This window comes from Rahnella sp. 2050 (genome assembly GCF_040544515.1).
Classification (GTDB): domain Bacteria; phylum Pseudomonadota; class Gammaproteobacteria; order Enterobacterales; family Enterobacteriaceae; genus Rahnella; species Rahnella aceris.
Map to the genome: position 1 here is coordinate 834,682 of NZ_JBEPKE010000001.1, position 25,725 is coordinate 860,406.

The window sequence follows — 25,725 nt, forward strand, 5'->3', positions numbered from 1 at the left end:
GTTTCAGACGCGGCTGCAATCCGCTACGAACCAACGTTTAGGTGATGAGGAATCACAATGACATCCAGAAAACTAATGCTGCAGATGACCTGTTTCAGCCTGTCCGCCACAGTGCTGCAGGCAATGGCCGACAACACGCCGTCTGCGCCGACGTTTACCGTCGGCATGGGCGCACAAAGCGCGCCGCGCTACAGCGGTTCCGATCAGCGCCACTGGCTGGTCGGGCCGGTCATTCAGGCGCGCGATGGCGCCTTTTTCTTCGATTCGCTCAAAGGCGTGGGTTATGACCTGCAGGCGGATAACGGCCTGTATCTGGAACATACGCTGGGATACAGCCTCGGGCGGACAGACAAAAATTCCACCTGGCGGGATGGCTCGAATAAGCTCAAAGGCATGGGGAATATCGATGCGACCATGAATACCGCGCTCGCGGTGGGCTGGTCTGCAACGCCGTGGTTGTCTTTTGAAGGCAAAGCCACCCTGCCACTGACGGACGGGCAAGGTGTGCATTATCAGACTTCCGTCACGGTACTGCCGCTGCAAAACGACACTGACACTGTTGCACTTCAGTCGGCAGCGCTCTTTGGCGACCGGCGCTATATGAATACCTTTTATGGTGTGAGCCGCGAACAAAGCGACCGCACTGACTTCGCGCCTTATCAGTCGGCCGGGGGTTTCTATGGCGTGGACAGCAGCCTGACCTGGAGCCATCAGTTCACGTCCCACTGGGGGGGCGTTATCAGTGCCGATTACACCTGGCTGGACGACAAAGCCGGTAACAGCCCGATTGTCGTTAAGCGCGGCGGCACGACTTACAATTTGGGTGTGCTTTATACCTTCTGATGCAATGAACATGAACCTATGAAAAGTCGTCCCGAACGGCGACTTTTTCATAGGCCTAAAAACACAAAGTCACAACCTTTCTGATAATAAAGGCAGAACACATGAAAGGAGATATCGCAACGCTGGTTTCAATTATTTTGTTTTATATTTTCTCATACTATTGCGTCTTTTTGACGTTATCCCCTCCGCAATTCGGCGGTCATTTCCGGCATATTCTGGATGTCCTCTTAAACTGAAAAAATATATGTGTGATCACAGAAAAATCAGCGCACATTCCCGGGCTGGTGCTGTTTAGAAAAGATATTTAAAACGCACGCGTGCGCCATAACGGTCATCCGTATTACCGGTTTTTACCGACGGCGATTCCAGCCAGGAGGCATAAGCCCCGAGATAAATATTGAAGTCAGGCATATCCATGATATCAGGCAGGTGCCATGAGGAATGGATGGTGTGGATGTCATATTTTCCCGGTGCCAGAATCGCGCAGTCGCTGTCACAGTCACTGGCTACCCCGGCCATATTGAACTTGTCGATATTGTTGTGCGCATAGATGTAACCCAGTTCCACGCGGTGCCATAAGGCATTTATGCCTGCGCTGAAATCTTTTTCGTCAGCGGCGTCGAGATAAGCCGTACTCAGGTTAACAACCGCACCGTTTTCTGCATCGGTTTTAAGCGTGTTCCAGCTCATCGTCATGCCGTAACCGGTCCGGCCCGACTGGTCTACCCAAACACCCTGAGTATCCTGATATCCATAGGCATTGTTCACCAGGTTGCTTTCGACAGCGGCGGCAACCGACCACGCGCCGGATTGCCAGGCCACGACCGGGCGGGCATAAACCACATTTTTACGGTTATCTAACGCATTGCCGTGATAGTTATTGTCGACAAATAGCGAACTGCCATCCTCTATAAGCGTGTTGAATTCGAAATACCAGTTATCGAGTGTCTTACTGAGCAGGAAATTGCCGCCGCTGCTGCTGCGCCCGCGCCCCTCTTTCATCATGTAGATATAACCGTAACCGTCACTGTAGAGATCGTTGGCGGTATTACCGGAATACTCAATGAACGTATCCTGATTCAGCGGGAACATATCCCAGGCCTCGAAGCGACCTATTTTAATTTTCCAGTCATCCTGCTGACCAAAGAAAAATGCCGCATCGTCGAGATTCATTTTTCCGTTTATATCAGCCAGTGGCTGAACAGTGAATCCGGCATATTTTCCATTAACCCCGTTTCGCAGACCATCAAACCCCAGAAGAATACGACCATTCATATCCCAGCGTTCTTTATCTCCGGGCGCCCAGTTTTTATTTGTACTGGTTTTTACCGACGTCAGGCTACCCGTGCGGCTGGCACCGTCCATATTAAATTCAACGTCCCCGTAAAATTTAATATTACTATTCCCGCTGAGCTGAATAGCGGGAGTCGAGGGAACTGCGGGTGTATTGTTTACCACGGAGGATAATTGCTTCTCCTGCCTGAGTGCGCGAATTTCTGCCTCCGCACCCGCAGCGCGTTGCTCGGTGACTTTCAGCCGCTGCTCCATTTGTTCCAGCCGTTGTTCGAGGGAAAGCGTATCCTGTGCATTGGCTACTGAGGTACATACAGACGTCAACATACATCCGACCCAGATTTTATTCATCGGAAAAGACCTTCTTATTATTTATATTAGTGTGTCATTTTTTGTATAAATACAGCCCGAAGATAAACGCAGTAATAACCCGCCCATCATCAAAGACGGGTTATTCGCGACGCTGAACAGAATTTATTCCAGCTGCCAGGCTCCGGCATCGGATAATGTTGCCGTTCCATGCCAGGCAAATAAATTTAATTCGCGGCGACCGGCATCAGGATATATCCGGCTACTGAGGCAGGCCTGGCCGTCATTAACAAATACCTCGACGGATGAGCTGTCGATAAACACACGTAAAGCCAGAGGAGCGCCGGGCACTAACGGTACGCTGCGCGTGCCACATAATCCGTACTGCGGATAGCGGCGTTCCAGCACCAGACGCTGCATCTGGGTATCAACATAGACACGCAAACCGTCCCCCAGACTAAGTCCATACTGCTCCGCATCACTGCGTGCGCCATCCCAGTGAAGCGCAACTTCCATCGACTCCCCTTTTTCCGCCATCAGGATCTGCTGATTTTTCAAGGTACTGACAGGCCACGGGAACCAGGCCTGACGCAGGGCTTCCACCTCTTTCGCGGGACGCATCTGCAGACGATTGTTCTCATCAAGACTCAGCTCACGCGGCAGAGACAGCATCCCGGCCCAGCCGTCCTGTTGCTCCGGCATCGGCGACTCCCACATAGCCAGCCAGCCAATCACGATGCGGCGGCCATCCGGCGTCAGGAAACTCTGCGGGGCATAGAAGTCGTGCCCGTGATCCATTTCAATAAATTCTCCTGTACGAACAAACGGCTCGCCGGGCTGCCAGTCCCCCACCAGATAACCGCTCTGGAACAGATTACGGTTCTCAAAACCCTGCGCGGCTATCCCCTGCGGAGAAAACATCAGGACGCGTTTACCATTAAGGGTAAAGAAATCAGGGCACTCCCACATAAAGCCCATACCGGCTTCTGCCTCATCCAGGATCCCTTCATCCTGCCACTGACGCAGGTCGGCTGAACGATACAACCGTATTTGCCCGGTATCGCCAACGCGCGCACCGACGACCATGTACCAGCTATCCCCTTCGCGCCAGACCTTAGGGTCGCGGAAATGATGCAAGTCCGCCGGGGTATCGATAATGATCCCCTCACGTTTAAAGTGAATACCATCGCCACTGGTTGCCAGGCACTGCACCTGATAAAGGTTTTCGTCATTACCGGCGTCGCCGTGAAATTTATGCCCGGTGTAAATCAGCGCCAGGGTATCGCCATCCACCACCGCCGAACCCGAAAAACAGCCGTCTTTGTCTTCCGGTCCTTCCGGGGCCAGTGCAACGGGCAAGTGCTCCCAGTGAAGCAAATCTTTGCTCCGCGCATGTCCCCAGTGCATCGGTCCCCACTGGGTGGAATACGGATGATGCTGATAAAAAGCGTGATACCAACCCTCAAACCAGATCAGGCCATTAGGATCGTTAATCCAGCCAGCCCTCGCGGCCAGGTGATAGCGCGGGTACCAGCGCAGATTTACCCTCCCGTGCTTAGCCTGAAGTTCCTGTTCAGCATGAGCAATTGTATACGTCATCGTTTTCTCTCTTTTCAATCAGATAGTAGAAAGTTGCGGTATCTGTGGATCCCTAGAAGGCTTACCTGAGCGCAACAAGAAAATAGAAATAAAGGTGATACAGAACACCATCAGCCCCATAACCAGGTAGGACTGGGCAAATCCATATTTTTCGTAGCTGTAGCCGGCGAGGGGGGACAACACGGTGGCTATCACTGAGCTCGTACAGGCAAAGCCCACCAGATAGAGCGTGGATGAGAGTCGTTTATCGAAGTTAAGACTGTTGTATTTGAAGATAGCGATTAACAGTACCGGGAGTTCGACGGCATGCAGCAGCTTAGTAATGGAGATAAGCAGCGGGCCTTCCACTAAACCGGAAGCGACCATGCGCATCGCCATCACTATTCCGGCGAAAATCAGACCATTTTTGGCACCGATACGATTGACCAGCCACGGCGCACAGAACATGCCTGCGGCCTCCAGGAACACCTGAAACGAATTAAGATAACCGTACATGGCATTCCCTTCATGTTGCGTCGGGAACTGTGAGGAAAAATAGACCGGGAACTGCTGATCGTAGACGCCGTAAATACAGGTGCCGACCACAAAGAATACCAGAGCCCAGAAGCGCGGCAGGGTCAGCAGGCGTAATGCGTCCTCAAGGGTGACTTTGCCGCCTGACACGGCTTCCTGCATCGCGTGCGGTGCCGACGAGACGCGTAACCGCATCAAAAGCATAAAGAAGATCAGACCAGAACAACTGGCGACCGCGAAGTTCAGTTTCGGGTTGATATTAAACAGTAACCCGGCAAAAAACGTGGCGACAGCCCAACCCAGCGATCCCCACATTCTTGCTTTTCCGAATTCAAACTGGCTCTGGCGGGCAACACGCTCGGTGTAGGATTCAAGTACACCGATACCGCCATTGAAGGTCAGGCCGATATAGATCCCGCCAAAAAAACTGCCCAGAAAGACATTAATTTTCAGAAGATGTCCAAACAGCAGATAGGCCGGACCGGAAAAGATCAACAATGCCGTGATAAACCAGAGCAGGTTCTTACGCAGACCGAGTTTATCCTGAATAAAACCATAACAAATTTGCACAAACAGCGTGGAAAGCGACATCACGGAAAAAATGATCCCGGTGTCCCCTGCTTTCAGACCCACTTCCTGATGTAGCCAGATCGAGAGCAACGACCCTGTAGAGGACCAGGTCACAAAGAAAAAGAACAATAAAGCGCTGAGTATCAGATAACTGTGAGAATGACGGGTTTTCATCATGGCAATCTCATGCTGAGGTGGAGCGCAAATGATAACGTTAACATAAAATAAAACGCATGCCGTTTTACGGCGATTCTAGATGTTAATCACAAAAGTTAACGTTAACATTATCAGTGTGAGATCATGATCAACTTTTCGGGTTTACAGCAAACGACACACGCAGTCCAAAATCACGTATGATCCTTTTACATCAGCAAGTTAGTTTTATAGCCTGTCGCGTAGTGACAAGTTTGGAGCGAGAAGAATGGCATCCCTGAAAGATGTGGCAAAACTGGCAAACGTGTCGCTGATGACGGTTTCCAGGGCATTAAACTCCCCGGAACGCCTGAAGCCGGAGACCCTGGCTCGCGTACAGTCCGCTATCGACGCCACTAATTACGTGCCCGATTTATCGGCAAAAAAAATACGTGGCGCTCACGCGATTGCAAAAACCATCGGTGTGCTGGCACTTGATACTGTGACCACCCCCTTTTCAGTGGAAATCACACTCTCCATCGAAGAAACCGCACGTGCGCATGGCTGGAACAGCTTTGTGGTTAACATGTTTTCCGATGACAGCCCGGAAAAAATCGTTGATCTGCTTCTCTCACATCGCCCGGATGGCATTATCTATACCACCATGGGATTGCGGCAGGTACCGCTGCCCGGAAAGTTGTTAAACCTCCCCTGTGTGCTGGCCAACTGTGAAAGCCTGCATCAGCAGGTAGCGAGTTATATTCCCGATGATGAACATGGACAGTATGTTGCGGTGCGGGCACTTTTATCTGCAGGCTATCGTCGCCCGCTCTGCTTACATTTGCCTGCCAACCATCTTGCGACTGTCAGACGCCGCAAAGGGCTGGAGCAGGCATGCACGCAAGCCGGTATAGCTCCTGATACGCTCGACCACCATTACATGGAATATGGCGATGAGCATTATCACGATATTCCCGACATGCTTTTGGCCCATATAAACCAGGGCAAACCTCAATTCGATTCAGTGGTGTGTGGAAACGATCGTATTGCATTTATGGTCTATCAGACGCTGCTGTCACAGGGCTTAAGGATCCCTGATGATGTCGCGGTGCTTGGCTACGATAATATGGTGGGTATTGGCGATCTATTCTTACCCCCCCTCTCGACCGTGCAATTACCCCATTACGAGATAGGACGCCTTAGTGCGCTTCATATTATTAACGGTGAGTGCCATAAGAATACTGTGGCCGTTGAAAGTCCGTTACTCCTTCGTGAATCAGTAAAAAACCACAGTAAAAGCAGATGAATATGATCAGCCGCTTTTAAAAGAATGGAAAATATAACGGGCCTGAGAATTGTCCGCAGAAAGCGTTCAGGAACCTTATCGGGTAGTGAATTAGACTGATTTTCTGGATTGTCTATTCAGCGTTGGAGTGCTTATTTTCACGGGATTAATGTCTAGACTCAACTTTCTGACAAATACCTAAGGAGCACACCATGGCAGACCATTCTGTTAAAGGCAAAGTTGTGATCATCGCAGGCGGTGCTAAAAATCTCGGCGGTTTGATCGCCCGCGATTTAGCCGCTCAGGGGGCGAAAGCCATCGCCATTCATTACAACAGCGCCTCCTCAAAAGCAGATGCTGATGAAACGCTGGCCGCCATCGAAGCCGCCGGAACCAGGGCGGTGGCATTGCAGGCGGATTTGACGACTGCTGCAGCCGTCGAAAAACTCTTTGCTGACACCATCGCCGCCGTTGGCAAGCCGGATATCGCTATCAACACCGTGGGCAAAGTCCTCAAAAAACCCATGGCGGAAATAAGCGAAACTGAATACGACGAGATGACATCCGTTAACTCGAAAACGGCTTTCTTTTTCCTCAAAGAAGCCGGTAAAAATCTCAACGACAACGGTAAAATCTGCACGGTAGTCACCTCACTTCTGGGTGCCTTTACCCCGTTTTACGCCGCGTATGCAGGCACGAAAGCCCCGGTGGAGCATTACACACGGGCAGCGTCCAAAGAGTTTGGCGCGCGCGGTATTTCGGTCACGGCGGTAGGACCAGGTCCGATGGATACCCCTTTCTTTTATCCTGCTGAAGGCGCTGACGCGGTGGCATATCATAAAACTGCAGCAGCACTCTCTCCTTTCAGCAAAACAGGCCTGACCGATATTGAAGACGTGGTGCCTTTCATTCGCCATCTGGTGAGCGATGGCTGGTGGATCACCGGCCAGACTATTCTGATCAACGGCGGCTATACCACCAAATAACCGATGACATCTGAATATCGGACTGTAAAAAGGATGGGTGATATGCTGAAGGCCCTGGAATATCCCCGTCCCTGCCGCAGACAAAGAGCAATAGCGAATTTCCTTTGTCAGGTATAACAACGAGATATTAAAGATGGACAGGTTCAACCAATATCGCGTATTCGCGCAGGTCGCAGAAATGGGAAGCTTTGTTCGGGCCGCCAGCGCACTCTCTGTGCCGCGAGCCTCCGTTTCTGCCGCCATCCAGCAATTAGAATCGCAACTGGGCGTGAGGCTGTTGCACCGCACCACCCGCACAGTGCGGCTGACTACCGACGGCGAGCAATTGCTCGAACGGGTGCGCCCTTTACTGGCAGAAGTAGAGGATATCGACCAGTCATTTCAGCTCAGCCAGCGCCAGGCCTCAGGGAAGCTGACCATCGATGTCCCCAGCCGCATTGCCCGTCGCCTGATTGCCCCGGCCCTGCCAGAGTTATTGCGGTGCCACCCCCATTTACAGCTGGTTCTGGGGTCATCGGACAGGGCTATCGATTTGGTACAGGACGGCGTGGATTGCGCTATCCGTGTGGGCGTATTGCATGACAGCAGTTTAGTCGTACGCTCCCTGGGTCACATAACCCTGATCAACTGCGCCAGCCCTGCTTATCTGAGCGAACATGGCCTGCCCTCCCAGCCGGACGATCTCGTCGGGGAGCATCTGGCCATCGGTTATATTTCATCAAGAACGGGTAAAGAGTTACCCTGGCAGTATCAGTCAAAGGACGGACATATACACAGTGTCAGCGTCCCCCACCAGGTTGGGGTTAACAATGCAGAAAGTTATATCGCCTGCTGCCTTGCAGGCCTTGGGCTGATCCAAATCCCCCGCTTCGATGTTCAGCATCTTCTGGATTCAGGGGAACTGATTGAGGTCCTGCCAGATTACCGGGCAGCGTCTATGCCGGTATCACTGATCTATCCGCATCGCCGCCAGCGATCCCGGAGACTGGCTGTTTTTCATGCATGGTTTGAGAAACTGATGCAACCCCATCTGGATACTTGAATTATCTCGTTTATTGACCAGAGAATTGCAGACTAAAATTAGCCGCACCGACAACATCAGCGACCTGTCTTACTCAGGCGAACCTTACCGATTCGCCAGCCGGTTTAAAATTCGTTATCATCCGCTCCCACTCTTCATCCGGGTATCCTGATGTCTGCGATTATCGATACTTTTATTGCCCCGCCGTGCCATGGCCAGATCGAGACGCTGTATCAGGACGAGCATCTGGTGCTTATCAATAAACCCACCGGACTGCTCAGCCTCTCGGGGAAAAATCCGCAAAATCTGGATTCCGTACATCACCGGCTGGTAAAGATATTTCCCGGCTGTACGCTGGTTCACCGTCTGGATTTCGGCACGTCCGGGCTGATGGTGATTGCGCGTAATAAGGCTATCAATGCCGCCCTCTGCCATCAATTCAGCCAGCGCACGGTGACCAAAGTGTACAGCGCATTGCTTTGCGGGCATCTGCAACATAACGAGGGAGTGACAGACGCGCCGATCGCCAAAGACCCTGCACTGTTTCCCCTGATGTCAATTTGCGCCGTCCACGGCAAGCCCGCCCGCTCCGGCTATCAGGTGGTTGAGCGCTTTTATCGTGAGCAGGAAAACGGCGAATTACTGCCACTGACGCGGGTACTGCTGACTCCGCAAACCGGGCGCACTCATCAGCTTCGCATTCACTGTCAGTATCTGGGCCACCCGATTTTGGGCTGTGATTTGTATGGCGGACGCCTGCTGCCGGGCACGGAACAGACTCCGCGACTGATGCTGCACGCCAGTGAACTGCATTTTGTTCATCCCGTCAGCGGAGAACGGATCGAAGCCCGCCATGCCAGCCCGTTCTGAAAGCGAAATCCTTTTTAACACCCCGCCCGGCACATTCCCTGCATTAAATTGCCCTCCCGCTTTGCAAAAGCGTTTTTAACCTGACGTTTGACGCTGTAGTCTCAGTAGCGGTTTTTATTTTGCTGCGTTCCAGCCAGGTAAACGGCCTTTAACCGATTTTAATAACGAAAAATTTTAGAAATCTGACGAACAGACAGGACAATTATGGACTCCATGCTCACCGCCCCCCACCCCGATGAGGAGATACCTTCATATCACCGTGCCCGCCGGGCTGCCTGGGGCAGTTTCGTCGGCGCAGTCGTAGACTGGTTTGATTTTTTGCTCTACGGCATCACCGCAGCATTAGTGTTTAACAGCGAATTTTTTCCGCAAATCGACCCGGCAATGGGCACACTCGCCGCATTTGCTACTTTCGGCGTCGGCTTTCTCTTCCGCCCGCTCGGCGGCATTGTCTTCGGACATTTCGGCGATCGCCTGGGTCGTAAGCGGATGCTGATGATGACCGTCTGGATCATGGGCATTGCCACCGCGTGCATCGGTATTCTTCCCTCTTTCGCGACGATTGGCTGGTGGGCTCCGGCGCTGCTGGTCACCTTGCGCGCCATTCAGGGATTTGCCGTGGGCGGCGAATGGGGTGGCGCGGCACTGCTGGCGGTGGAAAGTGCACCTTCCGGTAAAAAGGCGTTCTACAGCAGCGGGATACAGATGGGATACGGCGTCGGCCTGTTGCTGGCGACCGGACTGGTGTCACTGATCAGCAGCCTGACCACTGATGCGCAGTTCCTCAGCTGGGGCTGGCGTTTGCCATTTTTGTTCAGTGTGGTGCTGGTGCTGGGCGCGCTATGGGTGCGCAATGGCATGGAAGAGTCGGTCGAGTTCGAACGTGCTCAGGAAAAGCTCCCCAAAGCAGCAAAAAAGCGGCTACCGGTATTTGAAGCGCTGTTGCGCCATCCCGGCGCATTTTTGAAAATCATCCTCCTGCGCCTGTGCGAACTGCTGACGATGTACATTGTCACGGCGTTCGCCCTTAACTACTCGACGCATAATCTGGGGATGTCGCGTGAGCTGTTTCTGAATATCGGGCTGCTGGTCGGCGGTATCAGTTGCCTGACGATCCCGTTATTCGCCTGGCTGGCAGACCGTTTCGGCCGTCGCCGCATTTACATTACCGGCGCACTCGTCGGCGCGATGAGCGCCTTCCCGTTCTTTATGGCGCTGGAAGCCCGCTCCATTGCCGGGGTGGTGATCTTCTCGCTGCTGCTGGCAAATATCGCTCACGATATGGTGGTCTGCGTCCAGCAACCGATGTTCACGGAAATGTTTGGTGCAGGTTACCGCTACAGCGGTGCGGGTGTCGGTTATCAGGTCGCCAGCGTCGTGGGCGGCGGATTTACACCGTTTATTGCCGCCGCATTGCTGAATTTCTCCGGCGGTGAATGGCATTCCGTCGCCATTTATCTGATGGCTGGCTGTTTGCTTTCTGCCCTGACGGCGATGTTTATGAAGACACCTGCGCCGCGCTGAACCGCCGGCCATGTAGAAAAGCCCGCTTAAAAATATTAAGCGGGCTTTTTTGCACCTGAAACAGATTTAGACCACCCGCAGCTCCTCGTAAGAGATCATCACATGTTCCGCAAATGCCGGACGCTGTGTGAGTTTTTCATAATAGTGTTCAATAGCCGGGAAGGACGGCCGTTCAATGGCAATATCGAAATAGCGATACAAACTGTGTCCAAACTGAATATCGGCCAGTGTGAATGCGCTTCCGGCAAGGTAGCCATGCCGGGCAATCTGCGCTTCGGCAATCGCCAGCTTCTTGTTCAGATTCTGCAATGATTTTTCTAATGCCTGATGATCCTGATCTTTAGCCGCCGTTCTCACCACCATCCAGAACACCGGCGCAGTGAAATTCATCGCTACGCTGATTTTTGCCCATTCCGTCCATTTATCGGTTTCGGCTCGCCGTTCAGGATCCTGCGGCCAGAATTCATCAGCACCGTATTTTCCTGCCAGATAACGCAGGATGGCGCCGGTTTCCCACAGCGGCTGGCCTTCACCATCGCGGATCACAGGAACCGTGCCATTGGGGTTCATCGCCAGAAATTCCGGGGTGTCATTCCCCCCGTATTTATGGCCGATGTCAAACCGCTCATACTCCAGCCCTAATTCCCCGATACACCACATCAGCGCCTGCACATTTGACGACGTTTTTCTGCCCCATACCCGAATCATTCACTTCCCCCTGTTCGTTCATAAAAGCACCATCCGGCTCTTGTACCCTAATAAAACATTGGCGACACCGTGCAGACAAGCCATATTTAGAATGAATGATGATAAACGAAGCCCAAAGGAAAAGCGTATGGATAACAAGTCCCTCACCCCCTCACAGGCGATTGAGAAGCTCGAAAAGATGTATAACGACTCTGTAGCCGCCCTGCGGGATGCGATTAAAGATTTCATCGTTCAGGGTACGTTGCCTGATATCACAGCGCGTGCTGCCGGGCTGTTTGTTTATCCGGAACTGCGGGTCAGCTGGGATGGCGTGACGCCAGCCAAAAACCCGACCCGCGCTTATGGCCGTTTTTCGCATCCGGGCCGTTATGCCAACACCATCACGCATCCTGAGCTGTTCCGTGATTATCTGCTGGAACAGCTTTCCCTGCTGGAAGAGGAATATGATGCGGTGATTGAAGTGGTGCCGTCACAGCAGGAAATCCCTTATTCGTATGTGATTGACGGCTCGGATCTGACGCTTGACCGGTCGATGAGCGCCGGGCTGGCGAAGCATTTCCCGACCACAGAACTGTCGCAGATAGGCGATGAAACCGCAGACGGCCTGCATTATCCCGGTGACACTTTCCCGCTGTCGCATTTCAATGCGCTGCGCGCTGATTTCTCACTGGCACGCCTGCGCCATTACACCGGCACGCTCACCGAACATTTTCAGCCATATGTGCTATTCACCAACTACACCCGATACGTCGATGAGTTTGTCAGCTGGGCGTGTGCGCAAATTGCCGATCCGGAAAGCCCGTATGAAGCACTGGCCTGCGCGGGCAGTGTATTTATCACGGCAGAAACGCAAAACCCTGAGCAGGCAGTGTCTGATCTGGCCTGGAAAAAACACCAGATGCCCGCCTATCATCTGATTGCCCGCGACGGTGCGGGGATTACACTGGTGAACATCGGCGTCGGCCCTGCCAACGCCAAAACCATTTGTGACCATCTGGCGGTGCTGCGTCCCCATGTCTGGCTGATGATTGGTCACTGCGGCGGATTACGTGAAACACAGTCGATCGGTGATTACGTTCTGGCGCACGCTTATTTACGTGACGACCATGTACTGGATGCCGTACTGCCGCCGGATATCCCGATCCCAAGCATTGCTGAAGTGCAACGTGCCTTGTATGACGCGACCAAAATGATGAGCGGCATGCCGGGTGAGCTGGTCAAGCAACGCCTGCGTACCGGCACGGTGGTGACTACCGATGACCGTAACTGGGAATTGCGTTATTCCGCCTCGGCATTGCGTTTTAATCTCAGCCGCGCCGTCGCCGTCGATATGGAAAGTGCAACCATCGCCGCGCAGGGATACCGCTTCCGGGTGCCTTACGGCACGCTGCTGTGCGTATCGGATAAGCCGTTGCACGGTGAAATCAAACTGCCGGGTCAGGCAAACAAATTCTACGAAGGCGCCATCTCAGAACATCTGCAAATTGGTATCTGTGCCATCGACCTGTTGCGCGCTGAGGGCGATCATCTGCATTCACGCAAATTGCGTACCTTTAACGAACCCCCTTTCCGCTGATAACCACTCTGATTCCCCTAAAAGAGTTCGTGTTGCAGGCAGGCGGCAAGTTTGATAATCCCGGTGAGCTGACATTAAGTCAGTGATTCGGGTTATTAACCGCAGCCCCCCCATCTGCGGCACGAAATATGGCGGGGAATTAAGGATTTCCTAAAAAAGACTTTGCATAATGCAGAGTCTTTTACCATCATAAATTAAAACGCTGTTCTACTTTCTTCCACACTGGAATTCTCTTGCAAAACGTCATCGTCTCTTTGCGCAAAGCCATCGAGCGCACGCCCTGGTATCCGAAACGGCGTTCTTACCGTACGTTGTTCTGGCGCGAAATAACGCCCCTCGCTGTCCCTATTTTCTTCGAAAATGCCTGCGTACTGCTGATGGGCGTACTGAGTACTTTTCTGGTCAGCTGGCTGGGCAAGGAAGCAATGGCAGGCGTGGGTCTGGCCGACAGTTTCAATATGGTGGTGATTTCATTCTTCGCCGCTGTCGATCTTGGTACCACCGTCGTCGTGGCGTTCAGCCTCGGTAAACTCGACCACGAGCGCGCCCGTGCGGCAGCACGTCAGTCACTAGCGATCATGACCGTTTTTGCCGTACTGCTGGCGATACTTCTGCAATTTTCCGGACATGTAATTGTCGACATGATCGCCGGCAATGCCGAGCCGGAGGTAAAAGAACTGGCGCTGTCTTACCTGCAAATGAGCAGCTGGAGCTATCCGGCGGCAGCCATTGCCCTGATCGGTTCCGGTGCTTTGCGTGGTGCGGGTAACACCAAAATACCGATGTTACTTAACGGCGGGATGAACATCCTCAATCTGGTGATCAGCAGTGTGCTGATCTATGGTTGTTTCGGCTGGCACGGTCTGGGCTTTATCGGTGCCGGACTGGGGCTGACCATTTCACGTTATATCGGCGCGGTGGCCGTCATTTTCGTGCTGATGATTGGTTTCAATCCGTCCCTGAAAATCTCGCTGAAAAGCTATTTTCTGCCGCTCAATACCAACATTCTGCGCGAAGTCTTAGGCATTGGTATTCCGGCCAGTATCGAATCGGTATTGTTTAACGGCGGTAAATTACTGACGCAGGTTTTTGTCGCAGGCATGGGCACCAATGTGATTGCCGGTAACTTTATCGCCTTCTCGATTGCGGCGCTGATCAACCTGCCGGGCAACGCGCTGGGTTCTGCCTCGACCATTATCGTGGGAACACGTCTGGGCAAAGGGCAAATTGCCCAATCTGAGCGCCAGTTGCGCCATATTTTCTGGCTTTCCACCTTCGGACTGTGTGTTCTGGCCTTCCTTTCAATGCCATTTGCCGGTTTGCTGGCACGGTTTTACACCAACGAACAGGATGTTATCGACGTCGTCAAAATCCTTATCTGGCTGAACGCCGCCTTTATGCCTTTCTGGGCTGCCTCGTGGGTATTGCCTGCGGGCCTGAAAGGCGCGCGTGATGCCCGCTTTACCATGTACGTTTCTATGCTCGGGATGTGGGGCTGCCGTATTGTGGTGGGCTATTTCCTCGGGATCGTCCTGGGTTTCGGCGTAGTCGGCATCTGGCTGGGAATGTTCCTCGACTGGATCGTGCGCGGCCTGTTTTTCTACTGGCGTATGGCCAGCGGCCGCTGGTTGTGGAAATACCCGAAGGCCAAAAGGACAGCATGACTTACTGCGGTTATGCCCGCCGGTACATCCGGCGGGGATGGCCGATTTTCCCGTAGAGCATGTCGACTTTCAAATCGCCTTTCTGCACACAGTGTTCGAGATAGCGGCGGGCAGTGGTTTTACTCAACCCCGTTTCGCTGACGACTTCATCCACTGAATAGCAGCGTCCGGCATCCTGCATAAAGATGCCTTCCACCAGATTCAGCGTGTTTTCCTCGATGCCTTTATTACCCGCTTTCGGCGTGAAATCCTTCGCCTGGAGCTGATAAAGGCTGTCTACGTTTTGCTGATCCACCACTTTCCAGGTCCGCTGTGTCTGGCTGAACTGGATAAAGCGATCCAGCGATTGTTGCAGCCTGTTCCACGACACCGGCTTGAGGATGTAATCAAAAGCACCACAGCGGATCGCCTGACTGCAGGTATTCATGTCGCTGGCGGCGGTGATAAAAATCACCGAACAGGGTGTTCTCTTCAGCAGGTCATCCTCAATCAGTGAAATCCCCTGACCGTCAGGCAAATAGTTATCCAGCAACAGCAGTTGCGGCCGCTTTTCTTCGATAAGCACTTTCGCTTCATGCAGCGTGGATGCGACACCCACCAGTCGCAACCAGCGGTGATTATCAATCAGTTCGGCATACAGTTGTGCCAGCTGGTTTTCATCTTCAACAATCATTACGTCAATCATTTCAGCTTGCATCATTTGCTCTCTTCCAGTTCTTCTGGTCGGGGATTACCGGCATAAAACCACCCTTTTCTTCAGGGCAGCACACCGGAATAAAGACCGAGAAAACAGCGCCGCTCGGCGGATTATCGGACACTTCAATGGTTCCGCCCGCATGGCTGACATAGCTGGCAACCAGATGCAGTCCCAGCCCGTGATCGCCTTGCGTTTTGGATGTCACCCCCAGCGCAAAAATCTGTTCGCGCCGCTCCTGCGCAATCCCGATGCCGTGGTCAGCGACTTCAATCACCAGCTCATCCGTGCCGGAAACGACATACACTTCAACCGGCCCGGCATCACTGCCGCGCAGTAACGTGGCTTCGATGGCGTTATCCAGCAGGTTGCCGATGATCGACATCAGTTCAGTTTCACTGAGCGCAGCAGGCAGATACGTTAATTCACAGGCAGGATCGAATGTGAGCTCAACACCTTTTTCCCGGGCACGGGCATATTTTCCGAGTAATAAACCGCACAACCTTGGCGAGCAGAACCGCTCTGAAACGAAATCCAGCAATTCCTGCGCACTTTCAGACTGGGCCTCGATATAACGAATCGCCTCATCGTAGCGTCCCATATGCAGCAGGCCAGCGAGCGTTGCCGTCCAGTTGAGCTGTTCATGCCGCATCACCCGCAGGTTATCGGCATAACGCTGCACCTGACTTAGCTGGATGCTGAGCCGGTCGATATCGCTGCAATCCCGAAAAGTGATCACCCAGCCCTGAAGCTGGTCTTCCAGCATGATCCGCACCCGACTGGCAATCACGGTCAGGTTATTGAACAGGCAGATTTCGTCGTGAATGTCTTTTTTCAGCATGACCTGCGGGTCAAAGAAACTGACCGGCGCAATCACCTGCCTGAGCGGCTGACCACGCAGTTCACGGGACGGCACATCAAGGTTGAGCAGCTTTTTGGCCGCCTGGTTGATGACCGCCACCCGGGAGTGCGCATCAATGGCGATCACCCCTTCGTAAATCGACTCCATCAGCGCCTTTTGCTGACGCACCAGCAGGCCGATTTCCCGGGGCTCCAGCGCAAACATCTGTCGTTTAATCGAACGTGAAAAAAACCATGAAAAGGTAAACAACGCCAGCAGCAAGGTAGCGGCCGCCAGTAAAATGCGGATGGCTTTTTCAACGGTCAGACTGTTGATGTGGCTGGTGAGATAGCCGACAGAAACGATACCCATCACCTTGCCTTGCGCGTTCACGATCGGTGCTTTACTGCGCAGCGACAGCCCGATCCCACCCAGCCGGACGGTGGTGGTGCTTTTACCCGCCAGCACTTCTTCGTTGTCCCCTCCGACCAGCGTTTTTCCGACGCGGTCAGCATAAATCGAATGAAACAGATGTATCGCTTTACCATCGCCGATCACCATATAACTGGCATCGCTGTGAGCAGAAATATTCCTCATTAAACTGTTAATTGCTGAAATGTCCTTATTTTCAACTGCGGTAATTAATGAGGGAATAAGTGCAATTTCCTCTGCCTGAACTTTTGCACGAATACCCATATCTTCATATAACTGACGTTCTATATCGTGATAGTAATAAACACCTGTCAGCGAAAAAAGCGCCATAAATAACAGAACAAGATAAACAAAAAGCTTTATCTGAAAAGAAAGACGGAACCGCATCGGAGAACCTATCGCCAGACCGTGATATTAACAAACAGTATGTGAAGATTATCATTTCCCGGTATTTCCGTCAGAATGAAGGATCAAAGTTGCGAGGCATGCCGCAGAACACCTTCAGGCACCGCAAGCCTCTGACGGCACAACACATAATTCACAACAGCTATTTCACGATAAATTAACATTAATATTATAATTACAAATAACACCATAAAAACCACGAGAAAATAAACGCATCACGAATTTTTAAATTAATTAAAACCATAAAAACCTTTCGCTCCTTTAAAACACCCTGTCTAATTTGCGGCACTTCACATATTACCGGTTATTATTCCTCTTACACTCCCTGCACAAATTGACACAGGGGATTCATCATGAGTACAACCGACGACACTTATTCTGTTCCCGCGGGAGTTTCTTCCGCAAAACAGCTCTCATTAAAAGAAAAATGGTGGCACATTCTCGACACCTGGAAAATCGGCATTATTCCGTTGCCGCTGTTTGCCATGGCGGGGTTGCTTATCGCAATAGATTGTCTCGACGGCAAACTGCCGAGCGACATCGTGGTCATGGTCGCCACGCTGGCATTCTTTGGATTCGCCTGCGGCGAATTCGGCAAACGTCTTCCTTTCATCGGCAAGATGGGCGCGGCAGCGATTTGCGCCACGTTCATTCCTTCCGCACTGGTCTATTACGGCCTGCTGCCGGATGTCGTGGTGGAATCCACCACCAAGTTCTATAAAAGCACCAACATTCTGTATCTCTACATTTGTTGCATCATCGTGGGCAGCATCATGAGCATGGATCGCAAAGTGCTGATCCAGGGTTTCATGCGTATTTTCTTCCCGATGCTGTGTGGCGAAGTGGTCGGCATGCTGGTCGGGATGGGCGTTGGTCTGTCGCTGGGCATGGAACCTTTCCAGATTTTCTTCTTCCTGATCCTGCCGATTATGGCCGGTGGCGTCGGTGAAGGAGCGATTCCACTTTCCATCGGTTATGCAGCCATCCTGCATATGGATCAGGGCGTAGCGCTGGGTCGCATTCTGCCTATCGTGATGCTGGGGGGTCTGACCGCTATCGTCATTTCCGGCTCACTCAATCAGTTAGGTAAACGCTATCCGCATCTGACCGGCGAAGGCCAGCTGATGCCGTCTTCCAAAAATGCCACCGCTGACAGCAGCAAGCTGAGCGGCACCGGTGGTAAAACGGATGTCACCACCATCGCGGCAGGCGCCCTGCTGGCCGTTCTGCTGTATATGGTGGGCATGCTGTTACACAAACTGATTGGTCTTCCTGCACCGGTCGGCATGCTGTTTGCGGCCGTTGGCCTGAAACTGGCGCACGGCGTTTCACCCCGCCTCCTCGAAGGTTCTCAGGTGGTGTACAAATTCTTCCAGACTTCCGTCACCTACCCGATTTTGTTCGCCGTCGGCGTGGCCATCACACCGTGGAAGGAACTGGTCGCCGCATTCACCATTTCTAATCTCCTGGTCATTGTCAGCACCGTTGCGGCGCTGGTCGCCACCGGCTTCTTCGTCGGCAAGAAAATTGGCATGCACCCGATTGATGTGGCCATTGTTTCGTGCTGCCAGAGCGGTCAGGGCGGTACCGGTGACGTCGCCATTCTGACAGCGGGTAACCGCATGCAACTGATGCCATTTGCCCAAATTGCTACGCGCATTGGCGGCGCCATCAATGTTTCAGTCTCCCTGCTGGTGCTTGGCAACTTCCTTGTCTGACGCCGGGCTAACCCTTTTTTAATTCAGGACATTTTTATGAAACTGGCAAGTTATCTCTATCAGGGACGCAAGTCCTACGGCATCGCGACAGAGCGCGGCATGATCGACCTCGGCCGTCATCTCGGGCAACGTTATCCCGACCTCAAAGCCCTGCTGGCAGGCAATGCACTGGCACAGGCCCAGGCGCTGGCTGCCCTGCCCGCTGATGTGGATTTCGACGACCTGACTTTTCTGCCGGTGATCCAGAATCCGGAAAAAATTCTCTGTGTCGGCATGAATTACGCCGAAAAGCGTAAAGAGTTTGATCAGCATAATCCGGCCCCGACGCTGTTCGTCCGCTTCGCCGATTCCCAAACCGGCCATGCCTCTCCCGTTATCAAACCGAGCCTTTCTGTCGAGTTCGATTACGAAGGTGAACTGGCGGTGATTATCGGTTCTGCGGGGGAAAATATCTCCCGCGAAGATGCACTTACTCATGTCGCAGGATATAGCTGTTATATGGACGGCTCCGCCCGTGACTGGCAGCACACCTGGTTTACCGCCGGTAAAAACTGGCCGCAAACCGGTGCGTTCGGACCGTGGATGACCACCGCCGATGAAATCCCCGACCCGCACACCCTGGCGATCCGCACCTGGCTGAACGGCCACATGGTGCAGGACGACAACACCCGCAGCATGATCCACAAAGTCGCCGAACTGATTGAGTACATCAGCACCTTTACCTCGCTGAGTGCCGGTGACGTGATCATTACCGGCTCACCGGGCGGCGTGGGTAAAAAGCGCGTACCGCCGCTGTTTATGAAACCCGGCGACCGTATCGAAGTAGAAATCGAAAAGATTGGTCATCTCAGCAATATGATTGTCGCAGCAGACACGAAGGTTGCCGCCAGCCGTCAGGTGAGTCATGCCCAGGCAGCCCACTAACCGGTTAACACTGACCGAACTGGCCGGGCATTCAGCCCGGCGTTTTAAACATCGCTTTGACTTACAGCCGACATCAGGAACGCATTATGTTCAGCCGTGACCAACCGGACTTTCATGTCATCAGTGTCAGCCAGCCGCCGGAAGGCATGCTGGAGGATATCCGCACCCTGTTGCAGCAAAGCCAGTTAGGCATGGATGACGACATTGAGCAGTTCGTGGTGGCCTGCTCCGGCCGCCGGCTGGTCGGCTGTGCCGGTCTGGTCAGCAACACTATCAAATGCGTCGCCGTGGCCGCCGACTGGCGCGGGGAAAATCTCAGCGCCAGATTGCTGGGTGAAGTGGAAAATCTGGCGGTGTCCGGCGGCAAATTCCATTTATTTCTCTATACGCGGCCATCGAATCTGCAGCGCTTTCGCGGCTGCGGATTTTACCCGCTGGTGCAATGGGATGACGTTGCCGTGCTGATGGAAAACACGCCGGTGGGCATCAGCCATTATTGCCGCGGGTTGCAACGCCATCATCACAGCGGCCAGCGCATCGGTGCCGTGGTAATGAATGCCAACCCGTTCACCCTCGGGCATCGCTTTCTGGCAGAACAGGCAGCGGCAACCTGCGACTGGTTGCATGTGTTTGTGGTGAGCGAAGATGTGTCGTATTTCCCGTTTAAAGAACGTCTTGAAATGGTCCGTCTGGGTGTCGCGGACCTGCCCAACGTGACGGTACATGCCGGTTCTGAATACCTGATCTCCCGCGCAACTTTTCCTGGCTATTTTCTCAAGGACGCCGGGCTGGTGAATCAGGCGTGGAGCGTGATGGATTTGCTGATTTTTCGTCAGTACATCGCACCGGCGTTAGGCATTACCCACCGTTTTGTCGGCAGCGAGCCTTTCTGTCCGGTGACCCATCAGTACAACTGCGACATGCATGACTGGCTGGAAGCGCCCGCACGCCTGGCGTCGCCACCGCTGAAGGTGATTGAGTTGCCGCGCAAACGTCACGCCAGCGGCCGGGCCATTTCGGCCTCAGAAGTGCGTGTGCTGCTCCGGGCGCATCAGTTACCGCGCATCCGGGACATTGTTCCGCTCAGCACTTATGTACACCTTGAACAACACTATTCCGCCACTGCGCCCGCAGAACCGGCGCATGACGATGTCCTTATTATTTCACCCTCACTTTGTTAACAGCAGGAAATATTGATGAAAATTGTGAAGGAGGCGCTGGCAGGCACGGTTGAATCCAGCGATTTACTGGTAAAAATCGCCCCGGCCAGTGAGCTGAATGTGGTGATCAGCAGCGAGGTCGCCAAACAATTTGGCGACCAGATCCGCAGTGTAGTGAATGACACGCTGAGTGCACTCGGCGTCATCGCGGGTTTGGTGATTATCGAAGATAAAGGTGCGCTGGATTGTGTGATCCGCGCCCGGGTACAAAGTGCAGTACTGCGTGCGGCACAGGCTGAAGAGATTAACTGGGAGACATTACGATGAAAAAACTCCGCCGCAGTATGCTGTTCCTGCCGGGGTCCAGCGCCGCCATGTTATCCACGGCATTTATCTATCGCCCTGACTCCATCATGTTTGATCTGGAAGATGCCGTTTCGCTGCGCGAAAAAGATACCGCACGCATTCTGGTATTTCATGCCCTGCAACACCCGATGTATCGCGATATTGAAACCGTGGTGCGCATCAATCAGCTCAGCACCCCCTTTGGCCTTAAAGATCTCGAGGCCGTGGTGCGGGCGGGCGTGGATGTGGTGCGCTTACCCAAAACCGATACGCCGGAAGATATTTTTGAGCTGGAAGCGCATATCGAACGCATCGAGAAAGACTGCGGTCGCGAAGGTGGCTCCACCAAAATTATGGCGGCCATCGAATCGGCCATTGGTGTGATTAACGCCGTGGCGATCGCCCGCTGCTCGCCGCGTCTTATCGGCATCGCGCTGGCGGCTTTCGATTATGTGATGGACATGCAAACCGAGCGCGGCGACGGTACCGAACTGTTTTATGCCCGTTGCGCCGTGCTGCACGCGGCACGCGCCGCCGGAATTGACGCCTTCGATGTGGTGTATTCCGACATCAACGATGAGGCCGGTTTCCTGCGTGAAGTGGAACTGATCCGCAAGATGGGCTTTAACGGCAAATCCCTGATCAACCCGCGACAGATTGAGCTGCTGCATAACGCTTACGCACCGACGCAGGAAGATGTCGACTATGCGCACCGCGTGATTGCCGCCGCAGAGGAAGGCGAGCGCAAGGGTCTGGGCGTAATTTCGCTCAACGGCAAGATGATCGATGGCCCGATCATTAACCATGCGCAGGTGGTACTGGAACGCGCCAGTGCATCCGGCATCCGTCGCTAGCCCTCAATTTTGCACAGGAATATCAAGATAATGAGTCATTTAACTGAAACTTTGCACAGCCTTTATCCGCAGCTCAGGCATCTGACTGCCTTTGACGGCGCGCACCGCAATACGCCGTATCTTTCCGATCCCGATGCCCGCCTGCACCGTAAACTTTGTGATTCACTGGAACAGGCGATCGCCCGCAGCGGCCTGAAAGACGGCATGACCATTTCCTTCCACCATGCTTTCCGTGAAGGTGATCAGGTCATTAATAACGTCGTCGCCACACTGGCGAAGCTCGGTTTTAAAAACCTCACGCTGGCGTCCAGTTCGCTGATGACCTGCAACGATGCGCTGATCGAACCTATCCGCAACGGCGTCATCACCCGTATTTATACCTCCGGGATGCGTGGCAAACTGGCCGATGCCATTTCTCACGGGCTGATGGAAGAACCGGTACAAATCCATTCGCACGGCGGGCGGGTTAAATTATTGCAGGACGGCGAGCTGAAGATTGATGTCGCGTTTCTCGGCGTGCCATGCAGCGATGAATTCGGCAATGCCAACGGCACGCACGGTAAATCCTGCTGCGGTTCGCTGGGCTACGCGATGGTGGATGCACAGTTCGCCAGAACCGTGGTGCTGCTGACCGAAGAACTGGTGCCCTTCCCTAATATGCCCGCCAGCCTGGTGCAGGATCAGGTGGATTACATCGTTAAAGTCGATCAGGTCGGCGATCCGGCAAAAATCAGCGTCGGCGCAGCGCGGGTGACCAGTAATCCGCGCGAACTGATGATCGCCCGCACGGCGGCTGAAGTCATCGAATACTCCGGCTATTTCAAGCCGGGCTTTTCAATGCAAACCGGTTCCGGCGCAGCGGCTACGGCCTGCACCCGTTTCATGGAAGAGAAAATGGAACGCAACCAGATCACCGCCCGTTTTGCCCTCGGGGGCATCACCGGCAGTCTGGTGGATTTACATGAAAAAGGCCTGATTGAAACGTTGCTGGATACGCAATGTTTCGACGGTCAGGCTGCGGCGTCACTTAGCCGTAACCCGCAGCATATCGAGATTTCTACCAACGTTTATGCCAATCCGGGAGCCAAAGCCGCGAGCTGCGATCAACTGGATATTGTCATTCTGAGTGCGCTGGAAATTGACACCGGCTTTAACGTTAACGTGATCACGGGTTCCGACGGCGTTATGCGTGGCGCGTCCGGCGGTCATTGCGATGTCGCCAGTGCGGCCAATCTGACCATTGTCGTCGCGCCTTTACTGCGCAGCCGAATTCCGACAGTCGTACGTCGCGTCACCACCCGCGTCACACCGGGGGAAAGCATCGATGTGCTGGTGACTGACCACGGCATCGCCGTCAATCCGGCACGTCCTGAAATCCGTCAGCGGCTGGAAGAGGCTGGCATGAAAATCATGGACATCGAAGCGTTGTATCAGCGGGCGATTTCCCTGACCGGCGAACCGAAACCGATTGAATTCACTGACCGTGTGGTGGGCGTTATCCGCTATCGCGACGGCAGCGTGATCGACGTGGTTCATCAGGTAAAAGAGGACGCATAATGACCATCATGACGCCTGCGGATGCAGGCGTCAGCCTGGAGGATTTGCTGGCAGCAAAGGAACTGCGTGCCAAACGGCAAACCGACTGGCTGACTCAATTCTCACAACCGCTGATTTCACTCACGCTGGTGACGCCGGGGCCGGTGAAAGACTCCGTGGCCTGGCGTCAGGTGATGCGCGAGGCGTTGCAACGTGCCGAAGTTATGCTGCTGCAACACGGCTGGCCGGTGCTGAAACATCAGGTTTTCTGGCTGCCGACCGGCGCCGAAGCATTCTGGTGCGTGGCACATCCTGCGCCGGAAGTGAAAGCGGCCACGGTTGAACTGGAACAATCGCATGCCCTCGGGCGTTTATGGGATTTCGATGTGATCTGCCCGCAGGCGGGTGTTGTTGGCCGCCGTTCGCTGGACAATGCCAGCCGCCGCTGCCTGATTTGCGACGGTCCTGCGCATGCCTGCGCCCGTTCACGTCAGCACCCGCTCGTGGACGTTATCGCTAAAGTGGAGGCACTGATTGATGGCTGGCACCGCACGCGCTGAACACCCTGCCTGCACGGACATCGCCACGCTGGCGGCAGAGGCGCTGCGCCGTGAAGTGTGGCTGACGCCCAAACCGGGACTGGTCGACAGCGCCAATAACGGCTCGCACCGCGACATGGATTTACCCCTGTTTCTGCGCAGCATTGACGCCATCACGCCCTGGCTGCATCAGTTTTTCGCCCTTGGTCAGCAGGATTTCCTGCAACCGGCGCAGGCGATGCTGACGCGCATCCGCCCGACCGGAATAGCCTGCGAACAGGCGATGTTCGGTGCCACACAAGGCGTTAATACGCATAAAGGCGGCATCTTTTCACTGGGATTATTGTGCACCGCCGCAGGCAGGCTGACCGGCCAAAGCCAGCCACTGACCCGCCACCGCTTATGCGCTGAAGTGGCCGCCATGACGCAAGGGCTGGTTGAACGTGAATTGCAAAGCTGCCGCCAGCCGGTGACTGCCGGTGAACGGCTGTTTATGGCGCACGGCATGACCGGTGCCCGTGGCGAAGTGCAGAGCGGGTTCCTCACTTTACGCCGTCACGTTTTTCCGTACTGGTATCAGGAAAGCCATTCCGGGCGCCGCAGTCTTAATGCTTTGCTGCGCCTGATGGCCTATAACCCCGATACCAATCTGGTAGCACGCGGCGGGCTGGACGGATTACATTTCGTGCAGGACTACGCCCGCCGGTTGCTGATAACGGGCTGGAAGACAGAGGATTTGCAGCAGATGGACCGCGCCCTGATCGCCCGCAATCTCAGCCCCGGCGGCAGTGCTGATTTGCTGGCGATTGCCACCGTGCTGATGGCTTTCCCGCAATGAATTCGTCCCCTGAATTCACCCGCATGCTGGTGCCCGGATTACGTGACAGCGAGGCCGGACACTGGCAAAGCCGCTGGCATGAGCAGCATCCGCACTGGCTGCGTATAAAACAGCGCAACTGGGCGCAGGTTGATCTCGAGGGCTGGATCACCGCCATCGATCGCGAGCAAAAACAGGCGACATCCCCGCTGCTGCTGATCGGCCACAGTTTTGGCGCGCTTGCCAGTCTGGTGTGGGCGAACCGTCATCCGCAACGCGTGGCGGGTGTCATGCTGGTCGCCCCCGCCGAGCCTGTGCGGTTCGGACTGGGTGATGACATTCTCCCTGCACCGCTGGCCGTGCCGGGGCTGCTGGTCGCCAGCCATACCGATCCGCTGCTGACCTTTACCCGCGCGGAATTTTGGGCACAGGCGTGGCGCTGCGAGCTGGCAGATATCGGCGAAGCCGGACATATCAATGTGGAATCAGGATTCGGCGACTGGTCGTGGGGGCTGGCAAAACTGGAGGTGTTTGCCGCGCAACTGGCGGCAAACTTGTCGGATTAAA

Annotated in this window: 23 protein-coding genes; 17 read left to right on the forward strand and 6 right to left on the reverse strand. The window is 54.0% G+C overall.

The window, feature by feature from the left end:
- The first annotated feature begins 57 nt into the window (after nt 1-57).
- Complete coding sequence (locus ABIC79_RS03745; RefSeq protein ID WP_112151765.1) at nt 58-843, forward strand: MipA/OmpV family protein; 786 nt, start codon at nt 58-60, stop codon at nt 841-843.
- 291 nt (nt 844-1,134) lie between these two features.
- Here ABIC79_RS03745 and ABIC79_RS03750 read toward each other — a convergent pair whose 3' ends face one another.
- The 3 genes from ABIC79_RS03750 to ABIC79_RS03760 all read right to left on the reverse strand — a co-directional run bounded on the left by ABIC79_RS03750 (nt 1,135) and on the right by ABIC79_RS03760 (nt 5,304).
- Nucleotides 1,135-2,487 (reverse strand): carbohydrate porin, encoded by a 1,353-nt coding sequence (locus ABIC79_RS03750; protein WP_354566578.1) that lies wholly within the window; start codon nt 2,485-2,487, stop codon nt 1,135-1,137.
- A gap of 123 nt (nt 2,488-2,610) precedes the next feature.
- Complete coding sequence (locus tag ABIC79_RS03755; RefSeq protein WP_314523098.1) at nt 2,611-4,044, reverse strand: glycoside hydrolase family 32 protein; 1,434 nt, start codon at nt 4,042-4,044, stop codon at nt 2,611-2,613.
- Between the two features lie 18 nt (nt 4,045-4,062).
- Nucleotides 4,063-5,304 carry an MFS transporter gene (locus ABIC79_RS03760; RefSeq protein ID WP_354566579.1) on the reverse strand — a complete coding sequence of 414 codons (1,242 nt, stop codon included), beginning with the start codon at nt 5,302-5,304 and terminating at the stop codon, nt 4,063-4,065.
- Nucleotides 5,305-5,548: 244 nt separating this feature from the next.
- Between ABIC79_RS03760 and ABIC79_RS03765 the strand changes: the two genes are divergently transcribed.
- From ABIC79_RS03765 to shiA, 5 genes are all read left to right on the forward strand, one after another.
- Nucleotides 5,549-6,565, forward strand: coding sequence for a LacI family DNA-binding transcriptional regulator (locus ABIC79_RS03765; RefSeq protein ID WP_013574937.1), 1,017 nt, complete (start codon nt 5,549-5,551; stop codon nt 6,563-6,565).
- A 191-nt stretch (nt 6,566-6,756) separates the two neighbouring features.
- On the forward strand, nt 6,757-7,530 hold the full coding sequence (locus tag ABIC79_RS03770; protein WP_217244266.1) for an SDR family oxidoreductase: 774 nt from the start codon (nt 6,757-6,759) through the stop codon (nt 7,528-7,530).
- A gap of 133 nt (nt 7,531-7,663) precedes the next feature.
- The gene (locus ABIC79_RS03775; protein WP_354566580.1) at nt 7,664-8,572 is read left to right on the forward strand and encodes a LysR family transcriptional regulator; all 909 of its coding nucleotides are present in this window, start codon (nt 7,664-7,666) and stop codon (nt 8,570-8,572) included.
- Between the two features lie 150 nt (nt 8,573-8,722).
- Entirely contained in the window at nt 8,723-9,421 is a 699-nt protein-coding gene (locus ABIC79_RS03780) for an RluA family pseudouridine synthase (RefSeq protein WP_119261449.1), read from the forward strand.
- A 204-nt stretch (nt 9,422-9,625) separates the two neighbouring features.
- Entirely contained in the window at nt 9,626-10,945 is a 1,320-nt protein-coding gene (gene shiA / locus ABIC79_RS03785) for a shikimate transporter (RefSeq protein ID WP_013574933.1), read from the forward strand.
- Between the two features lie 66 nt (nt 10,946-11,011).
- On the opposite strand, the gene ABIC79_RS03790 is transcribed toward shiA, so the two are convergent.
- On the reverse strand, nt 11,012-11,653 hold the full coding sequence (locus tag ABIC79_RS03790) for a glutathione S-transferase family protein (RefSeq protein ID WP_037035935.1): 642 nt from the start codon (nt 11,651-11,653) through the stop codon (nt 11,012-11,014).
- Between the two features lie 127 nt (nt 11,654-11,780).
- On the opposite strand from ABIC79_RS03790, the gene ABIC79_RS03795 reads away from it, so the two are divergent.
- Together ABIC79_RS03795 and ABIC79_RS03800 are read left to right on the forward strand one after the other, a co-directional pair.
- Nucleotides 11,781-13,229 carry an AMP nucleosidase gene (locus ABIC79_RS03795; protein WP_037035937.1) on the forward strand — a complete coding sequence of 483 codons (1,449 nt, stop codon included), beginning with the start codon at nt 11,781-11,783 and terminating at the stop codon, nt 13,227-13,229.
- A 233-nt stretch (nt 13,230-13,462) separates the two neighbouring features.
- Nucleotides 13,463-14,893, forward strand: coding sequence for an EmmdR/YeeO family multidrug/toxin efflux MATE transporter (locus ABIC79_RS03800; RefSeq protein ID WP_013574930.1), 1,431 nt, complete (start codon nt 13,463-13,465; stop codon nt 14,891-14,893).
- Between the two features lie 10 nt (nt 14,894-14,903).
- On the opposite strand, the gene ABIC79_RS03805 is transcribed toward ABIC79_RS03800, so the two are convergent.
- Both ABIC79_RS03805 and ABIC79_RS03810 read right to left on the reverse strand, forming a co-directional pair.
- Nucleotides 14,904-15,590, reverse strand: a complete 687-nt coding sequence (locus tag ABIC79_RS03805; protein ID WP_015689638.1) for a response regulator — start codon at nt 15,588-15,590, stop codon at nt 14,904-14,906.
- On the reverse strand, nt 15,580-17,247 hold the full coding sequence (locus ABIC79_RS03810; protein ID WP_354566581.1) for an ATP-binding protein: 1,668 nt from the start codon (nt 17,245-17,247) through the stop codon (nt 15,580-15,582). The genes ABIC79_RS03805 and ABIC79_RS03810 overlap by 11 nt, the downstream gene beginning before the upstream one ends.
- Before the next feature lie 371 nt (nt 17,248-17,618).
- Here ABIC79_RS03810 and ABIC79_RS03815 point away from each other — a divergent pair, with 371 nt between their 5' ends.
- The 9 genes from ABIC79_RS03815 (at nt 17,619) to ABIC79_RS03855 (ending at nt 25,724) form a co-directional block, all read left to right on the forward strand.
- Nucleotides 17,619-18,983, forward strand: a complete 1,365-nt coding sequence (locus ABIC79_RS03815) for a 2-hydroxycarboxylate transporter family protein (protein WP_013574927.1) — start codon at nt 17,619-17,621, stop codon at nt 18,981-18,983.
- Between the two features lie 36 nt (nt 18,984-19,019).
- Nucleotides 19,020-19,907 carry a fumarylacetoacetate hydrolase family protein gene (locus tag ABIC79_RS03820; protein ID WP_013574926.1) on the forward strand — a complete coding sequence of 296 codons (888 nt, stop codon included), beginning with the start codon at nt 19,020-19,022 and terminating at the stop codon, nt 19,905-19,907.
- An 86-nt stretch (nt 19,908-19,993) separates the two neighbouring features.
- Complete coding sequence (citC, locus tag ABIC79_RS03825; protein ID WP_013574925.1) at nt 19,994-21,088, forward strand: [citrate (pro-3S)-lyase] ligase; 1,095 nt, start codon at nt 19,994-19,996, stop codon at nt 21,086-21,088.
- A 15-nt stretch (nt 21,089-21,103) separates the two neighbouring features.
- Nucleotides 21,104-21,394, forward strand: coding sequence for a citrate lyase acyl carrier protein (gene citD, locus ABIC79_RS03830; protein WP_013574924.1), 291 nt, complete (start codon nt 21,104-21,106; stop codon nt 21,392-21,394).
- On the forward strand, nt 21,391-22,266 hold the full coding sequence (gene citE / locus ABIC79_RS03835) for a citrate (pro-3S)-lyase subunit beta (RefSeq protein WP_013574923.1): 876 nt from the start codon (nt 21,391-21,393) through the stop codon (nt 22,264-22,266). The genes citD and citE overlap by 4 nt, the downstream gene beginning before the upstream one ends.
- 30 nt (nt 22,267-22,296) lie before the next feature.
- Entirely contained in the window at nt 22,297-23,823 is a 1,527-nt protein-coding gene (gene citF / locus ABIC79_RS03840) for a citrate lyase subunit alpha (RefSeq protein ID WP_013574922.1), read from the forward strand.
- Nucleotides 23,823-24,362, forward strand: a complete 540-nt coding sequence (citX, locus tag ABIC79_RS03845) for a citrate lyase holo-[acyl-carrier protein] synthase (protein ID WP_013574921.1) — start codon at nt 23,823-23,825, stop codon at nt 24,360-24,362. The genes citF and citX overlap by 1 nt, the downstream gene beginning before the upstream one ends.
- Nucleotides 24,340-25,179 (forward strand): triphosphoribosyl-dephospho-CoA synthase CitG, encoded by an 840-nt coding sequence (gene citG, locus ABIC79_RS03850; protein ID WP_013574920.1) that lies wholly within the window; start codon nt 24,340-24,342, stop codon nt 25,177-25,179. Before citX ends, citG begins: the two co-directional genes overlap by 23 nt.
- Complete coding sequence (locus ABIC79_RS03855) at nt 25,176-25,724, forward strand: RBBP9/YdeN family alpha/beta hydrolase (protein ID WP_013574919.1); 549 nt, start codon at nt 25,176-25,178, stop codon at nt 25,722-25,724. The genes citG and ABIC79_RS03855 overlap by 4 nt, the downstream gene beginning before the upstream one ends.
- Nucleotide 25,725: the final 1 nt, after the last annotated feature.

Excerpts from the sequence above, each read along its gene's own strand:
- shiA (WP_013574933.1), top strand. The coding sequence starts at position 9,626 with ATGGACTCCATGCTCACCGCCCCCCACCCCGATGAGGAGATACCTTCA.
- ABIC79_RS03755 (WP_314523098.1), bottom strand. The coding sequence starts at position 4,044 with ATGACGTATACAATTGCTCATGCTGAACAGGAACTTCAGGCTAAGCAC.
- ABIC79_RS03760 (WP_354566579.1), bottom strand. The coding sequence starts at position 5,304 with ATGATGAAAACCCGTCATTCTCACAGTTATCTGATACTCAGCGCTTTA.
- citG (WP_013574920.1), top strand. The coding sequence starts at position 24,340 with ATGGCTGGCACCGCACGCGCTGAACACCCTGCCTGCACGGACATCGCC.
- ABIC79_RS03765 (WP_013574937.1), top strand. The coding sequence starts at position 5,549 with ATGGCATCCCTGAAAGATGTGGCAAAACTGGCAAACGTGTCGCTGATG.
- ABIC79_RS03805 (WP_015689638.1), bottom strand. The coding sequence starts at position 15,590 with ATGCAAGCTGAAATGATTGACGTAATGATTGTTGAAGATGAAAACCAG.
- citF (WP_013574922.1), top strand. The coding sequence starts at position 22,297 with ATGAGTCATTTAACTGAAACTTTGCACAGCCTTTATCCGCAGCTCAGG.
- ABIC79_RS03780 (WP_119261449.1), top strand. The coding sequence starts at position 8,723 with ATGTCTGCGATTATCGATACTTTTATTGCCCCGCCGTGCCATGGCCAG.
- ABIC79_RS03820 (WP_013574926.1), top strand. The coding sequence starts at position 19,020 with ATGAAACTGGCAAGTTATCTCTATCAGGGACGCAAGTCCTACGGCATC.
- ABIC79_RS03855 (WP_013574919.1), top strand. The coding sequence starts at position 25,176 with ATGAATTCGTCCCCTGAATTCACCCGCATGCTGGTGCCCGGATTACGT.
- citE (WP_013574923.1), top strand. The coding sequence starts at position 21,391 with ATGAAAAAACTCCGCCGCAGTATGCTGTTCCTGCCGGGGTCCAGCGCC.
- ABIC79_RS03790 (WP_037035935.1), bottom strand. The coding sequence starts at position 11,653 with ATGATTCGGGTATGGGGCAGAAAAACGTCGTCAAATGTGCAGGCGCTG.
- ABIC79_RS03745 (WP_112151765.1), top strand. The coding sequence starts at position 58 with ATGACATCCAGAAAACTAATGCTGCAGATGACCTGTTTCAGCCTGTCC.
- ABIC79_RS03750 (WP_354566578.1), bottom strand. The coding sequence starts at position 2,487 with ATGAATAAAATCTGGGTCGGATGTATGTTGACGTCTGTATGTACCTCA.
- citD (WP_013574924.1), top strand. The coding sequence starts at position 21,104 with ATGAAAATTGTGAAGGAGGCGCTGGCAGGCACGGTTGAATCCAGCGAT.
- citC (WP_013574925.1), top strand. The coding sequence starts at position 19,994 with ATGTTCAGCCGTGACCAACCGGACTTTCATGTCATCAGTGTCAGCCAG.
- ABIC79_RS03770 (WP_217244266.1), top strand. The coding sequence starts at position 6,757 with ATGGCAGACCATTCTGTTAAAGGCAAAGTTGTGATCATCGCAGGCGGT.
- ABIC79_RS03810 (WP_354566581.1), bottom strand. The coding sequence starts at position 17,247 with ATGCGGTTCCGTCTTTCTTTTCAGATAAAGCTTTTTGTTTATCTTGTT.
- ABIC79_RS03775 (WP_354566580.1), top strand. The coding sequence starts at position 7,664 with ATGGACAGGTTCAACCAATATCGCGTATTCGCGCAGGTCGCAGAAATG.
- ABIC79_RS03795 (WP_037035937.1), top strand. The coding sequence starts at position 11,781 with ATGGATAACAAGTCCCTCACCCCCTCACAGGCGATTGAGAAGCTCGAA.
- ABIC79_RS03815 (WP_013574927.1), top strand. The coding sequence starts at position 17,619 with ATGAGTACAACCGACGACACTTATTCTGTTCCCGCGGGAGTTTCTTCC.
- citX (WP_013574921.1), top strand. The coding sequence starts at position 23,823 with ATGACCATCATGACGCCTGCGGATGCAGGCGTCAGCCTGGAGGATTTG.